The organism is Anaerolineae bacterium (assembly GCA_016931895.1).
Lineage (GTDB): Bacteria > Chloroflexota > Anaerolineae > 4572-78 > J111 > JAFGNV01.
This window is the reverse complement of the sequence record JAFGDY010000236.1, coordinates 1-13,714: the sequence shown is the minus strand read 5'-3', so window position 1 is coordinate 13,714 and position 13,714 is coordinate 1. Positions and strand designations below refer to the sequence as shown.

General features: G+C 49.8%; 17 protein-coding genes. 7 read left to right on the top strand and 10 right to left on the bottom strand.

Annotated features, from left to right (window positions below; genetic code table 11):
- Positions 1 to 203: 203 nt before the first annotated feature.
- From JW953_17640 to JW953_17630, 3 genes are all read left to right on the top strand, one after another.
- Positions 204 to 494: a hypothetical protein gene (locus JW953_17640; protein MBN1994525.1), complete on the top strand. Its 291-nt coding sequence runs from the start codon at positions 204 to 206 to the stop codon at positions 492 to 494.
- 157 nt (positions 495 to 651) lie between these two features.
- Entirely contained in the window at positions 652 to 1,047 is a 396-nt protein-coding gene (locus tag JW953_17635) for a hypothetical protein (GenBank protein ID MBN1994524.1), read from the top strand.
- Between the two features lie 90 nt (positions 1,048 to 1,137).
- Entirely contained in the window at positions 1,138 to 1,359 is a 222-nt protein-coding gene (locus tag JW953_17630; protein ID MBN1994523.1) for a hypothetical protein, read from the top strand.
- 1,126 nt (positions 1,360 to 2,485) lie between these two features.
- On the opposite strand, the gene JW953_17625 is transcribed toward JW953_17630, so the two are convergent.
- The 6 genes from JW953_17625 to JW953_17600 form a co-directional block, all read right to left on the bottom strand.
- Positions 2,486 to 3,664, bottom strand: coding sequence for a replication protein (locus JW953_17625; protein MBN1994522.1), 1,179 nt, complete (start codon positions 3,662 to 3,664; stop codon positions 2,486 to 2,488).
- A gap of 42 nt (positions 3,665 to 3,706) precedes the next feature.
- Positions 3,707 to 4,114, bottom strand: coding sequence for a hypothetical protein (locus tag JW953_17620; GenBank protein MBN1994521.1), 408 nt, complete (start codon positions 4,112 to 4,114; stop codon positions 3,707 to 3,709).
- A complete protein-coding gene (locus tag JW953_17615) occupies positions 4,111 to 4,872 on the bottom strand; it encodes a ParA family protein (protein MBN1994520.1) in 762 nt (253 codons plus the stop codon). The genes JW953_17620 and JW953_17615 overlap by 4 nt, the downstream gene beginning before the upstream one ends.
- A complete protein-coding gene (locus JW953_17610) occupies positions 4,865 to 5,053 on the bottom strand; it encodes a helix-turn-helix domain-containing protein (GenBank protein MBN1994519.1) in 189 nt (62 codons plus the stop codon). Before JW953_17610 ends, JW953_17615 begins: the two co-directional genes overlap by 8 nt.
- Positions 5,054 to 5,175: 122 nt before the next feature.
- Entirely contained in the window at positions 5,176 to 5,421 is a 246-nt protein-coding gene (locus JW953_17605; protein MBN1994518.1) for a hypothetical protein, read from the bottom strand.
- Positions 5,418 to 5,708: a hypothetical protein gene (locus tag JW953_17600; GenBank protein ID MBN1994517.1), complete on the bottom strand. Its 291-nt coding sequence runs from the start codon at positions 5,706 to 5,708 to the stop codon at positions 5,418 to 5,420. The genes JW953_17605 and JW953_17600 overlap by 4 nt, the downstream gene beginning before the upstream one ends.
- A gap of 626 nt (positions 5,709 to 6,334) precedes the next feature.
- Between JW953_17600 and JW953_17595 the strand changes: the two genes are divergently transcribed.
- Positions 6,335 to 6,916 (top strand): ATP-binding protein, encoded by a 582-nt coding sequence (locus JW953_17595; protein MBN1994516.1) that lies wholly within the window; start codon positions 6,335 to 6,337, stop codon positions 6,914 to 6,916.
- 202 nt (positions 6,917 to 7,118) lie between these two features.
- Here JW953_17595 and JW953_17590 read toward each other — a convergent pair whose 3' ends face one another.
- Positions 7,119 to 8,402: an adenylosuccinate synthase gene (locus JW953_17590; protein ID MBN1994515.1), complete on the bottom strand. Its 1,284-nt coding sequence runs from the start codon at positions 8,400 to 8,402 to the stop codon at positions 7,119 to 7,121.
- A gap of 112 nt (positions 8,403 to 8,514) precedes the next feature.
- On the opposite strand from JW953_17590, the gene JW953_17585 reads away from it, so the two are divergent.
- Positions 8,515 to 9,399, top strand: a complete 885-nt coding sequence (locus tag JW953_17585; GenBank protein MBN1994514.1) for a LysR family transcriptional regulator — start codon at positions 8,515 to 8,517, stop codon at positions 9,397 to 9,399.
- An 11-nt stretch (positions 9,400 to 9,410) separates the two neighbouring features.
- Here JW953_17585 and deoD read toward each other — a convergent pair whose 3' ends face one another.
- Both deoD and JW953_17575 read right to left on the bottom strand, forming a co-directional pair.
- The gene (deoD, locus tag JW953_17580) at positions 9,411 to 10,112 is read right to left on the bottom strand and encodes a purine-nucleoside phosphorylase (protein ID MBN1994513.1); all 702 of its coding nucleotides are present in this window, start codon (positions 10,110 to 10,112) and stop codon (positions 9,411 to 9,413) included.
- Positions 10,113 to 11,645 (bottom strand): purine-nucleoside phosphorylase, encoded by a 1,533-nt coding sequence (locus JW953_17575; GenBank protein MBN1994512.1) that lies wholly within the window; start codon positions 11,643 to 11,645, stop codon positions 10,113 to 10,115. It lies immediately after the preceding gene.
- A 199-nt stretch (positions 11,646 to 11,844) separates the two neighbouring features.
- On the opposite strand from JW953_17575, the gene JW953_17570 reads away from it, so the two are divergent.
- Together JW953_17570 and JW953_17565 are read left to right on the top strand one after the other, a co-directional pair.
- A complete protein-coding gene (locus tag JW953_17570; GenBank protein ID MBN1994511.1) occupies positions 11,845 to 12,024 on the top strand; it encodes a hypothetical protein in 180 nt (59 codons plus the stop codon).
- Positions 12,017 to 12,361, top strand: coding sequence for a type II toxin-antitoxin system PemK/MazF family toxin (locus JW953_17565; GenBank protein MBN1994510.1), 345 nt, complete (start codon positions 12,017 to 12,019; stop codon positions 12,359 to 12,361). The genes JW953_17570 and JW953_17565 overlap by 8 nt, the downstream gene beginning before the upstream one ends.
- A gap of 54 nt (positions 12,362 to 12,415) precedes the next feature.
- On the opposite strand, the gene JW953_17560 is transcribed toward JW953_17565, so the two are convergent.
- The gene (locus JW953_17560) at positions 12,416 to 13,594 is read right to left on the bottom strand and encodes a phosphopentomutase (GenBank protein ID MBN1994509.1); all 1,179 of its coding nucleotides are present in this window, start codon (positions 13,592 to 13,594) and stop codon (positions 12,416 to 12,418) included.
- Positions 13,595 to 13,714: the final 120 nt, after the last annotated feature.

Below are 13,714 nucleotides of genomic sequence, written 5' to 3'. Positions count from 1 at the left end.
TGCTCCAGAAATAGTCGGTTGAAAAAACAGAGAAAACAATTGCAGATGCACCAATTTTATTAATGTGACAATGTCAAGTTAAGGCCGAGGCATACCCGGCCAAGGTCTGGTAAACCCAAAACCAGACCCTTAATTTTTATCAAATAGTTGGCGTCAAGTTTAAAGCTAGATAAGCTTGACCCGAAAGGAGGTGAAACAAATGTATGACCGAAGATACCTACAACGGTTGGCACAATCGAGAGACCTGGCTTGTCAATCTCTGGATTGATAACGAACCATATCTCTACGAGCGAGCCAACGAATGTCGATCAGCTTCCGAGATTGAGGAAATGATCGACGAAGTTTTCGAGAATGAAGAATTCTCATCAGAACTATTTAACGACTTGATCAACGCGGCTCTCTGCCGCGTCGATTGGCACGAAATATACAAAGCCAGAAAAGAAGAAGAGGAACTACAACAACAAACGGCGGAATTGTCGCCCTCGCAAAAGTGACAAACAACCCCCGCCGATAGCAAGATTATATCACAGACCCGGCCTCCGGTCGGGTCTGTTTTACTCATAAAATTGCCCCTTGACTCTGCCGGTCAGTATGAGATAATGCCATTATAACATTATTAAAGCATAATGGCTTTGCCATTAGAAAGACAATATGAAACCAAATCTCTTCATCATCAACAACGGCCAAGTTATTGAACTTGATTATATTCCCGGACCAGATCTCGGCGCAACACCTCAAGGAACAATAAACATCAGCTACCAGAAATTAGTTGAAATTCTGGGTCAACCCAACGGAGAAGCCGACGGCGAGGTTGATGCTAAATGGGTCGTCTACACCCCTAGAGGCATAGTTGTCATTCAAAACTGGAGAGACGGCAAGAACTTTATGGGAGAAAAAGGATTGCCCATTGAAAAGATCAATCACTGGAAGATCAAAGCTCATTCTGAAAATCCGATTGGTTGGCTTTCTGAAACACTGGGCGTACCGGTAAAAAAAATTGGAGAACGTGTTGGTTTCCTCAGAGCCATCCACAACATCCTCCACTAACATTATATCAGAGACCCGGCGATTTTGGTCGGGTCTCTGGATTCCATTATCAATTACAATTAACTACCCCACGAAAGGAGGTGGTGTTATATGGTTACTGAAAATTCAGTCACCTCTCCCCCACTTGAAGCCGCGACATTTTATTTGATGCCGGATCACCAAATCATCCTTGAGGAGATCAGGCTTAAACTCAGACGACAAAATATCAAAGCTTCAAAAAGTAAATTGGCTAGAGTTGCGATTCAACTTTTAGAAGAACAACCCATTGCCGATATTATTCGTCGGTTGAAACTGGACAGGGGAGAGAAGTAGGAGAGGGGTGTTACCTCTCCCCTACCCTACCGGCTATATAAAAATTTTTTTGAAAAAATTTTATAGTCTTCTCTCTGTTATATGTTATTGAATTCTCTTCTCTGCCACTTCATGTTTCCTTCATTCTGTTTTGAGAATCGAATAAAGTAGTGTTTTTGGCCGCGACATATATATCAGTGAGGGGCGGGCTTGCACGCCGAACTTGGCAACTGGTGGACAAAATGGGTAAAATTCAGCGAAAAAGCCAGTATTTTGCTCTAAATTCATCTGTTTTTAGCTGAAATGCTGGAATTCTAGCCTGTGACGTCCAAATCGTCGTTTCTCTGGGTATAGGTTTTAAAACCCATAGGCAAACCCAGGGATAGCAACTCAGAATCCACATCTTTTGGACCCAAGTTCTTGCAGAAAATCATATCCGCTGTAAGCGGATTTTAGATCACGCCCCGCATAGCGGGGCTTCCGCTTTTCTCCCGCCTGGCGGAGGGGTCGGGGGAGGAGCCAGGCGGGAAACCCGCCGTCGGGCAAGGCCAGCGACCACAGGGAGCGCAGCCGAGGCCGACTCCCCCCGGCGCAAAGGGGGCAGGGAGCAAACGAGGTCTTCCCCGCCGTGGGCGGAGGAAGGACGAGTGGCAAGGCTCGAACGAAGTTCGGGGCGGTGCGACCGGTGCTGGAACGAAGTGACAGCAGCCCCCTGCCGTCCGAAACCCGAAGGGTTGTAGGATGGGTACAATTCCGAAGAGCGTAGCGACATCGGATTTGTGCCCACGGCGGGGGGAGTCGGGCTGGGCAAACGCAGTGCAGCCGCAGCCCGACGGCGGAAGCAGTCACGAGTGCTGCCCCCCACCATGTCGCCGTCCACTTCTCGTATGCGAGAGGTGGTTTTCCAGATAAGAGAGTGCTTTCTTATCTGGAAAAAGGCGACGGGCGGGGGTGGCCGAGGACTGCTTAACCTCCCCGATGACCGCCAGGGTTCGATACCCGCAGCGGTCATATTTTTGTACGGTGGAAAATGCTATGGGGTATGTTGTTCAGAAAACACAGTCAACAACCCATTATGAGGGTGGATACAACATAGGTTGCGACACACGAAGTTCGGGCTTTTGTTGGAATCAGTTGCGGACTTTTGTTACTCATCCAGAACCAGGTATTGAACGGTGGCAGCCTGACCATTCAGGTGGTCACCCAATGCCTGTTGGCTTTCTTTCAGTAAACGACCTTCTATCTGTTCTTTGATAAAACGGTTGGGCACGGCGATAATCGCTTTGCCTCGTTGGAGAGCCAGCAACCTACTTGGAGCCAAGTAAGCATTGAAACTCACCTTCGGTATCTGTTCTTTGAGGGTTTCCAAAACCTGTGACCACAACTTCTCTTCCTTATCACTGGTGTGATACTGTTCTCGTAACATCTCCAGCCGTTTCGCGCGCGCTTTTTCTCGTTGCTGTAGCGATGCCTCTTGCTGCTGATTGCGTGCGTAAATAAACTTCTCTTGCGCTTGTAGACACTGTTTTTTCACCAACGATGCTACTGCTTTTTGTTTACGAGTTTGAAAGCCTTTGCGGTCTTCGGCAGCATAATCTTGTTCAATGGCTCGACGTAACAAACCGGCAGGATTGGTCTTGATGGAGTGAGGATCGTTTTTTTGCTTCCATTCAAGCCAATCAAGGTTATTCTCAATTCGTTCTCGGTCATAGGTATTGGTTAGGCGGTGAGCCACCCTTTTTTCTATTCCTCTGTCAATCAGGGCAGCAGCAAGACCTCCGTAGTTAGTGGTAGTGCTGTCAGATATTTCTGTTTCACTTTTTTTCTTTGCTGTTGTTTTACTGTATGTTGTATTACTGTTTATTGTGTGTCTCACTGCTGAGACAAGCCCTTGTTTCACCGGTGAGACAACCCTTGTCTCACTACTGAGACAAGGGTCAATAGACATTCTTAATGAGTATATGGTGGGTAGGTTTCCTTTCTCTGGACTGCGATTTTGGATGGCATTGATGAGATTTTTTTTCTTCAAAGACTGTAAGGCTCTGGCAACCGTTGCCTTGCTCAAACCTGTTCCTCTGTCCAGAACTCTACCATCGTGAGTGACAATGCCATTAACGAGTTGGCTGAGTGAGATATTATCAACCTGTTTCTTAAAACCAAATGTCCGTCGGATAATGTAAAGCAGGACTTTTAACTCTTTCTCATCCAAATCTTGCATGATGTGATCGAATAGAAGATCGGGAACATGAGTTGTATTAGGATAGCCAAACCCTTGGAAGTTGTTAAAGTTGAATGGCGTTGACGCGGATTGGACAGATTTGCTCATATAACAGGGTTTGCCAAGTTAATATTTTTTCAGGGAAATTCTTTAATCTCCCTCAAGGTTAAGTACTTTTTCTAGATACACCTCGATAGCTTCACGAATGATCCGGCTCGATGATAAACGTTTCCCCATCCTTTTTTCATATTGGTATTGTAGGTCGCGTATCTTCTGTTTCTGGTCGGTAAATATCTCAAAACTGTAGCGTTCCGTTGGACGTCTTTTTGTCTCAACCACACCTTGGTTCATCTCATCTAAAACACTTTTTTCATCCGTGTTCTTTATAACCGTTCGGTTCACCCGTTCGGTGTCACCGTTCATTCGTTCGGTAGTAGTGGTGAGTGAGGGTTTTGCCTTTTCTACTTTCTTGATAGGACGAGCATCCTCCGGCATAGAAACTGCTTCAGGATTTGGAGTGCGTGAGGATCTAAAGGAATCAATTTTGGGCTGTTTCATATGTTTTGAATCACCCAATCTGCCAGCCTTATGTAGGCTAATGAGCCTTTATGCTGGGGGTTGTATTGGGTGATTGGCATTTTTTTATCATAACTACGCGGAAACTCAATTGATTCGGGAATCAAGATTGGCAAAATATTATCGCGCCATATCTTTCGAGCGTTTTGGACAATACCAGGGGAATGGATCGTTCCCCCTTTGTACATCGTAAAAAGAACGCGAATTTCTTGTTTGGTCAGATGGTCATATTTACTCCACATTACATCGGTTACGTAATTTAGAAGATCTGTCAATCCGTCAATCGCCATCCGTTCAGCAGAGGCTGGAGCGATGATCCAGTCACCAGCATACAAAGCGTTGAAGGATAGAAGTTGTTTGCCGGGAGGGGAGTCAAGAATGATGTAATCATAATTGACCAATAGGGGACTGAGAAACTCTTTCAATAACCCCTCATCTTTACCAGCCTCCATCGCCTCTTCAATGGCAGCTAATAGGTCACTAGATGGAAGCAGATCAAATCCCCATTTGAGTTTTTGAACTGCCATCGCCGCAGCAGTTTGCCTGAGAAATACATGATAGAGGTTGGGAACAATACGTTCTGGTTCAAGCCCAAGATACTTTGTGGCCGAAGCTTGTTGATCTAGATCGACCAACAGAACCCGCTTACCTTTTTGAGTGAGAGCAGAAGATAATGATACAGCCGTGGTGGACTTACCTACACCACCTTTGAAGATAGAGATGGAGATTATTTTAGCCATTGTCCTTGGGCTTGAATTTGGTATTCTCTAAAAACTTATTAAATGAAACAAGTGGAATACGAAACTCATCGCCAACTTTCCTTACATTTTCAAAATCACCTTTGTGAATCCATCGGATGATGGTAACCTTTGATTTATCAAGTAATCTGGCGGCTTGGGAGGGGAGAAGATAATCTTTCATAAGAAATGTGGGTTTAGATGGATGTAACGTGTGTAACGGTTGTAACTATTACATCTACTATACGTGAGGAAAACTGTCGATGTCAACCGCAGTATTTTTTAGAGGCAGAAAAATAAAATTTGTTATGCGTACTGTAACCAATCTGGTGTTGGTCTGAATTCAGGCCAACGTTTAATTAACCCGTTTTCATCACTAAGCCAAAAGACCGGACCTTCACTCTCATCGTGAGTATAAGTGATGATATATATTTTAAATATATGTACATCCCACAATTTGATGGTTTCATCCTCAATATATTCAACTCTGATACCAATAAGAGCAATCGAAAGGATAATAAACCCAACTGTAAACCATGTTAGGATTTTCATAACCACCCCTCTTCTTCCAAAATATTTCTCAACATCTCCATCACCAGTGTCTCGGTATCAGTGTCCATAGGTGGTTTCGGCAACGTAAATACATCTCCAGCTACGGTCTCAAAAGTACATAGGGTTCCATCTTCGCTAGGTTTTGTATTGATCAACTCGGCTTTACCTGATTCAACCATCGCCATACCCACGCAGTATTGAACAATGACTTGAATTGATCTAGGTTGGGCATCAAGATGGGCAGCAAGAGCTTGAGCCTCAAGTGGTAGATTATTTTGCATATCCATAGGTCACAATCCTTTTCACTTATGTTTCTTGCAATGGAAAATCTTTAGATGGAGTAGGGTAGGGGGTACTTGTAGGATAAGGTATTTGAGTTGGATATGGTGTCGGTTCGGCGGGGTGCCATTGACCTTCGGCCCACTGACCTTGAAATTCATCCCAGGTATAAATCCAAAGCACAGGACCAGTGAAGCTGTCACGCAACCCAATAATAGATAACCCAGGTGCAGTTAATCGCCACACACCACGTGCCTCCCGTTCAACACCGCAGAACATTAGGGCGCATGTAAAAAGGATAATAATTGCAGTTAGTAATATGCGTCTTCTATGTATGGAAGATTTTGGAAAAATCATCGCTCATGGTATCTTCAAATTGATGTTGAAAACTTCCGGTTATTTTAACATGAGTGACTACCGCCTCAAAAAGAAACCAGCCCGAAGGCTGGCTTATGATTTTGCAATAATAAAAAGTACCTATATCATTTTCAGGTAAAGCCAAATCTGTAACCGGGTGAAGTTGATTTTGACTCAGGTAAATTCTCTCTTACAACTAAACCTGCTAAATCAAAAGGTTGACACATATCAAACTTGTCGTTCATCATTGGACGAACTGCCTGAATTTGGCAGCCGGATGCTGGAGATGCTGCGCCAGCCATTGGAAGATAAAGTGGTGTCCATTAGCCGGTCCGCCGGTTCGTTGACCTATCCCGCCAATTTTACTCTCATTGCCAGTATGAACCCCTGCCCCTGTGGTTACGCCACAGATCCAGAAAAAGAGTGTACCTGCTCGATCTCAATGATCAAAAGCTACCAGAAAAGAATATCCGGCCCCCTGTTGGACCGGATTGACATTCACGTGGAAGTGCCCCGCGTGCCCTTTGAAAAACTCAGCGACAAACGCACCGGCGAAGCCAGCGCTGCCGTGCGCGAACGGGTGGAAAAAGCGCGAGCTATTCAGCGGGAACGTTTCAAAAATTGCGTCCTGCAAATCAACTCGGATATGGGGCCGGCGGAAATCCGGCAGTTTTGTCCTTTGGATGAGACCGGGGCCAACCTGGTCAAAAGTGCGATGCAGCAGATGCACCTGAGCGCGCGGGCGTATCACCGGATTTTGAAGTTGGCCCGCACCATTGCCGATTTGGCCGGAGAAGTAGATATTCAATCGCCGCACATCGCCGAGGCCATTCAGTACCGGCCGCGAAAGATGGTGTGAGCAAACTGTACATATCCTCTACCGGCGTCGCCGTCCAGAAGCGGATTATTTTATTGTAGGCTGCCCCGATAGCTTAGTGACCGTTAAACGAACGACCGATTTGTTTGCCCGGTTTGTGGTCAATATTGGTCGTTGGCCGGCGGTCATTCGTCAAAAAAGGTAAGGTTGATGTTTCGTGCTCTCCCCCTTTCTTGTTTTTCTGCTACGTATCCCTCATGATCATTGCTTCTCTGGTGGGGCCAACAGAAATCCACCTTATTGGTGCCCCGATTAACGTTTCGATTTTGGCGACATATGCCTGCGCATTTTTGGGTAAACCCTCAAACGTCCGCACTTCTGAAATATCGCTCTGCCAACCCGGCCAGTATTCAAACACCGGCCTGGCTTGCTCAAGTTTGGCCGGGGTGGGGAATTCCTCCACCACTTTGCCCTCAACTTTGTAGGCCACGCAAACGGGGATTTTTTCCAGATAACCCAAAACGTCCAACAAGGTCAGGGCCACTTCGGTGGCACCCTGCACCCGGCAGCCATAACGAGTGGCTACGGCGTCAAACCAGCCGACGCGCCGGGGGCGGCCGGTGGTGGCCCCGTACTCCCCATCGTTGCCGCCCCGATTGCGCAGTTCGTCGCCGTCCGGCCCCAAAAGCTCGGTCACAAACGGCCCGGCCCCCACGCAGCTTGAATAAGCTTTGGCTACGGCCACAATCCGCCGGATGGCATAAGGCGGAATTCCCGCGCCCACGGCCGCAAAACCGGCCAGGGGGGAGGAAGAGGTAGGATAGGGATAAATCCCGTGGTCAGGGTCGCGCAAAGCGCCTAATTGACCCTCCAGCAAAATCCGCTTGTTTTGGCTTAACGCTTGGTGCAACAGGGCCGTGGTATCACAAACAAAGGGTCTGATCTTTTCGGCCGTTTGCCGTAAGGGGGGTATTAGTTCATCCGCCGTGAGCGCAGGCCGGTGGTACAGGTGTTCAAACAGAACGTTTTTAGCCACCAGAGAGGTCTCCAGCCGGCGGCGGAGCCGGGCCTCGTCAAACAGGTCGGCCACCGGCACGCCCACTTTAAAATATTTGTCGGCGTAAAAGGGGGCAATGCCTTGCCGGGTTGAGCCAAATTGTTGCCGGCCCAGGCGTTCCTCCTCGTACTTGTCCAGCAATAGGTGATAGGGCAACACCACCTGGGCGCGGTCAGAGATGCGCAGCGTTGGCTCCGGCACGCCGTTCCGGGTTAAAATATCCATTTCGTTGAGCACGGTGGCCATATTGACGGCCACGCCAGGGCCCAATACATTTGTTACCTGGGGATAGAATACGCCCGAAGGCAACAAATGCAACACAAATTTGCCATAATCGTTGATGATGGTGTGCCCGGCATTACTGCCGCCCTGAAACCGGACCACCATATCAGCCTCGGCGGCCAGATAGTCGGTAGTTTTGCCTTTGCCCTCATCGCCCCAATTTGCCCCAACCACGGCGGTTACGTTCATGTTTCTCATCTTCCTGGTTTTAGTTTGACAACTGCCAGCTTTGTGCATATCATACAATATCTTATTGTATAACTCAATATAATATATTTTATAGAAACCATAAATACTGTTAATGGAACCCCATCAACTCCGCGGATTTATAACAGTCGCCCGGCTTGGTAGTTTTACCCAGGCGGCGGATGAACTTTATCTCACCCAACCGGCCTTAAGCCTGCAAATCAAGGCTTTAGAGAAGGCATTAGGCGAGCGACTCTTTGAGCGGCGCGGCAGGCAGTTGCTGCTGACGCCGGCCGGGAATCTGTTGCGGCAGCGAGCCGAACAGATTTTGGGCCTGATCGAGCAAACCCGGGATGAAATGGCGGCCCTCAAGGGGTTACAGGGTGGGCGGTTGAGCATTGGCACCAATGATAGCAATTGCCTTTACCTGCTGCCCGATCTTATCCAAGAGTTTCGCCGGCAATTTCCCGAGGTAGAGCTACACCTGACCAATAGCCATTCCAGCCAGGTGGCGGCATGGGTTATTGAGGGGCGGGTTGAGTTTGGGCTGGTGACCCTGCCTATTTTGGAGCCTCAGCTTGAGGCGCAACCCCTGTTTGAGCGAGAAGATATGTTGATCTGCCATCCAGACCATCCGCTGGGCGCGCGGTCGGTGGTGGAGCCGGAGGAGTTGGTGGCATATCCGTTATTGCTTTTGGATACGGGCAGTATTAGCCGGGTGAGTTTGAACCAGTTTTTTACGCAAGCGGACTTGCTGCCCAAAGTGGTGATGGAGTTGGGCAGTATTGAGGTGATCAAACGGTACGTGGAGATCAATCTGGGGGTATCCATTATTCCGCGTTTTACGGCTGAAGCGGAAATCAGCACAGGCCGGCTGCATGCCCTTCATTTGGATTGGCTGCCGCCGCATGCCGTGGGGCTTATTCAAAGACGCAAGGGGTATTTTTCGCCGGCGGCGCGGATGTTTTTGGATATGCTAAAAAGTTATCTGCCTCTATGAGTCGGAAAAAATTATTCTGCTATTGCCAGGGCCAGCTCAACCATCTGCCTAAAGGATTTTTCCCGCGCCTCTGCCGGCGCCGCCTCCCCGGTCAGCAAACTATCGCTGACCGTTAGAATGGATAAAGCATTTACCTGAAATTTGGCGGCCAGAGTATACAAAGCGGCTGTTTCCATTTCGGCGGCCAATACCCCAAATTTGGCCCAAAGTTTCCATTCATCGGGATCGTCGGTATAAAAGGTATCGCTGGTTAACACACTGCCTACCTTAACCGCCAGGCCCTGCTGTTGGGCCATGTTATACGCCTGCAACAAAAGGGGAAAAGTGGCCGTAGGGGCATAATCCATCCCTTTGAAGCGCAACTTGTTGACGTGGGAATCGGTGCAAGCCGCCAGAGCCAGGATGATGTCTCTCAATTTTAGATCAGGCTGGAACGCGCCGCACGTGCCAATTCTGATTAAGGTTTTAGCCCCGTACTCTGAAATGAGTTCATTGACGTAAATGGAAATAGAGGGCACCCCCATGCCCGACCCCTGGACCGAAACGCGTTTTCCCCGGTAAGTTCCGGTAAAACCGTACATGCCGCGCACCCGGTTATAACAGCTTGCATTTTCCAACAGATTCTCGGCCACATATTTGGCCCGGAGCGGATCGCCGGGCAGTAACACGGTAGTGGCTATCTGGCCGGGTTTTGCGCCCAGGTGCAAGCTCATTCATTTTACCTCTTGCATAATCTTAACGCTGGCGCTGGCCCCAATCCGATTGGCCCCGGCCGCCACCATCGCCCTGGCCTGGGCCAGGGTTTTGATGCCGCCGGAGGCTTTGACGCCCATCTCCGGCCCCACCGTTTGGCGCATCAGGGTAATATCTGCGGCTGTAGCGCCGCCGCCGCTAAAGCCGGTGGAAGTTTTGACAAAATCAGCCCCTGCTTTTTTGGACAATTCACACGCGCGCACTTTTTCCTCGTCGGTGAGCAGGGCGGTTTCAATAATCACCTTGACCAATACCCCATAACGATGCGCCACCTGCGCCACCCCGGCAATGTCGCGCTCTACCAGGGAGTTATTGCTTTCTTTTAAGGCTCCAATATTGATAACCATATCCACTTCGGCGGCGCCATCCTGAATAGCCTGCTCGGTTTCGCGGGCTTTGTCTTGCGGCGGCAGCGCGCCCAGCGGAAAGCCGATGACGGTGCATACTCTGACCGGGGTGTCTTGCAGCGCTGTGGCGGCATGGCTAACATAAAGGGGATTAATACAAACCGAAGCAAAATAATATTCTTTGGCCTCCTGGCAAAGCTGCGTGATTTGGGCGGTGGTGGCGTCGGGTTTGAGCAAAGTATGATCGAACAGACCGGCCAACTGATTGGGGTCTTGCTCAATCAGTTCAATTAACTGGTCAGAGGTGACATAGTCCAACACCGGCATTGCCCGGATGACCTCCCGCACCAGGCGCACCAGTTTTTCCCCGGCCACCTGGGCCATGGCCAAAACTTCGTCGTGACTGTCCGGCGGCTGGCCAGGTTCGCCGGTGGCCACATTGGTAATGGCCGACAGCCCTAAAACCCGCATCCTGGCATGCCGGGCCGCGGTCACCTCCGGCACGGTAGACATGCCCACTGCGTCCCCGCCGATGATACGCAGGTAGCGCCGCTCTGCCGGGGTTTCAAAGCTGGGACCGGAAACGGCGGCGTAGACCCCCTGCCGCAAAGGTATCTCTATTTTTAGGGCCACCCGCCGGGCCAGGGCTTGCAAGTTGGGCGAGTAGGTGTGGGTCATATCCGGGAAGCGCGGGCCAAGTTCATCCTCGTTGGGGCCGATAAGGGCATTGGCGCCCATGGTGTTGATGTGGTCGGTGATCAGCATCACCTCGCCGGGGTTAAAACTGGGATTCAAGCCTCCGGCGGAGTTGGTCACAATCAGCGCCCTGGCCCCCAACGCATGCATTACCCGCACCGGCAAAACGACCATTGCCAGCGGATGTCCTTCATAATAGTGAAACCGTCCCTGCATCACCACCACATTTTTGCCTGCCAGTTTGCCAATAACCAAGCGGCCGGCGTGTCCGACCACACTGGTCGGCGGGAAGCCTGGAATTTCATCGTAAGGGAAAATAGCATCTGCTTTCACTTCGTCGGCCAGCCCGCCCAGGCCGGATCCCAGAATGAGAGCCAGATGGGGGATGATTTTGGTACGGGCCTGAATGTGATCACGGGCGGCGATGATTTTTTCCATTTGGTTGTTCATGATACATTATCTCCAACTAAATAGTGTTTGAGCATTGACTCGCGGTCAAATGTAGGCTGAGGTCTAGTGGTAATCATATCCTGTTTTTTGTTTGCCATCATTCCCATGCTACAATTGCTGATGAAACCAAAAGCAAATGAAAGGCTAATAAACAATGGCGCAAACTATGAGTATGCCTAAAACGGCATTGACATACGATGTGGAAGTGATCGAAGAAGGACGGGTAGAGTTGCAAGGACCTTTTTTGCCCGGTGAACGAGTTATTATTTTTGTAGTGAAAGAAGTTACTGACACTTTTGATGACTTATTGCAGGCAGCTCAAAGTAGCCTTGATTTCTGGGATAATCCTTTTGACGATGAGGATTGGAATAATGCTTGAACAGGGTGATATCATACTCATTCCAGTTCCTTTTACCGATCTTTCCTCACAAAAACGACGACCCGTTATTGTTATCTCCAATAATACTTACAACCATAAAACTCAAGATATTGTTGTGGTGGCAATGACCTCTAATCCGGCTAAAGTTGATTATAGTTTCCCTGTCACCTCGTCTGATTTAGAGCAAGGTAATTTAAACCGACCCAGTCAAGTACGAGTGGATAAGATTTACACCTTATCGCAGTCTATAGTGACGAAAACTTTTGGCAAAGTTAACGCCAGTGTTCTGGACCAAATTCGTAAAAAGCTACAAACTTTGATCGCCAATAATCCATAAATGCAATAAAATCTCCTCACAAAGGGCTTGTTTGTCTTTTACCCTGCTCCTCTGCTACCGCATAATCAGCCATTTGAAACTCTTCCCCGCCGGCGGTGCCTGCACCTCAAAAATATCCGCCACCGTCGCCCCCAAATCGGCAAAGGTTTCGCGCGCGCCAATATTGATTCCACCGCGCACCGGCTCGCCGGTGATGAGGAGGGGCACGTACTCGCGGGAGTGGTCGGTGCTGGGGGTGGTGGGGTCGTTGCCGTGGTCGGCGGTGAGCATGAGCACGTCGTCATTGGCCAGGGTGGTGATAATTTCGGGCAGGCGTTGGTCAAATTCCGCCAGGGCCTGGGCGTAGCCCTGCGGGTTGTTGCGATGCCCAAATTTGGCGTCAAAATCCACCAGGTTGGTAAAAATGAGGCCGCGCTCCCGGCGTTCACGTATCGCGGCCAGGATTTTGTCCACGCCGTCCGTGTTGTCCTGCGTATGCACGGAATCCGTGATGCCCTCGCCGTCAAAAATATCCTTTATTTTGCCTACGGCGTACACCATCAAACCGGCCTCTTTGAGCCGATCCAGCGCCGTGGGTTGGGGCGGCTTTACCGAAAAATCGTGCCGGTTGGCGGTGCGGGTAAAATGGCCCGGCGCGCCCACAAAGGGGCGGGCAATCACCCGGCTCACTTCGTGTTCGCCGCGTAGAATTTCGCGGGCAATGCGGCAAATCCGATACAACTCTTCCACCAGAATCACCTCTTCGTGCGCTGCAATCTGGAATACACTGTCGCCGGAGGTGTAGACAATGGTTTTGCCGGTGCGCATGTGCTCCTGGCCCAACTCGTCAATAATAACCGTGCCGGAAGCCGGGTAGTTGCCCAACCAACCGCGCCCGGTTTCAGCCTCATAACGTTCCATCACCTCCGGCGGGAAGCCGTGGGGATAAAGGGGAAAAGGTTTGGGCAGGTGGATGCCCATCAATTCCCAGTGGCCGGTGGTGGTATCTTTGCCCGCCGATACCTCGGCCATTTTGCCGTAGGCGGCCTGTGGTTGGTATTGCGGCGCGACCCCCTGCAAAATGGCAATATTACCCAGGCCCAACGCTTCCATATTAGGCATGTGCAAACCACCCACAGCGCGGGCGATGTTGCCCAGCGTATGGCTACCCACATCGCCAAACGCGGCCGCATCGGGCAACTCGCCAATGCCAACGCTATCTAGCACCATGACGATGATTCGATTAACCGGCATCTGACCCCCCGGAAAAATTGTGAATTGTGAATTGTGACTTATTAATTAGGTTCTTCCAGAATTTCCGTGGTGTAGGGGCAGGTCTTGTGCCTGCCCAGGGCGACCACAAGGATTCGCCCC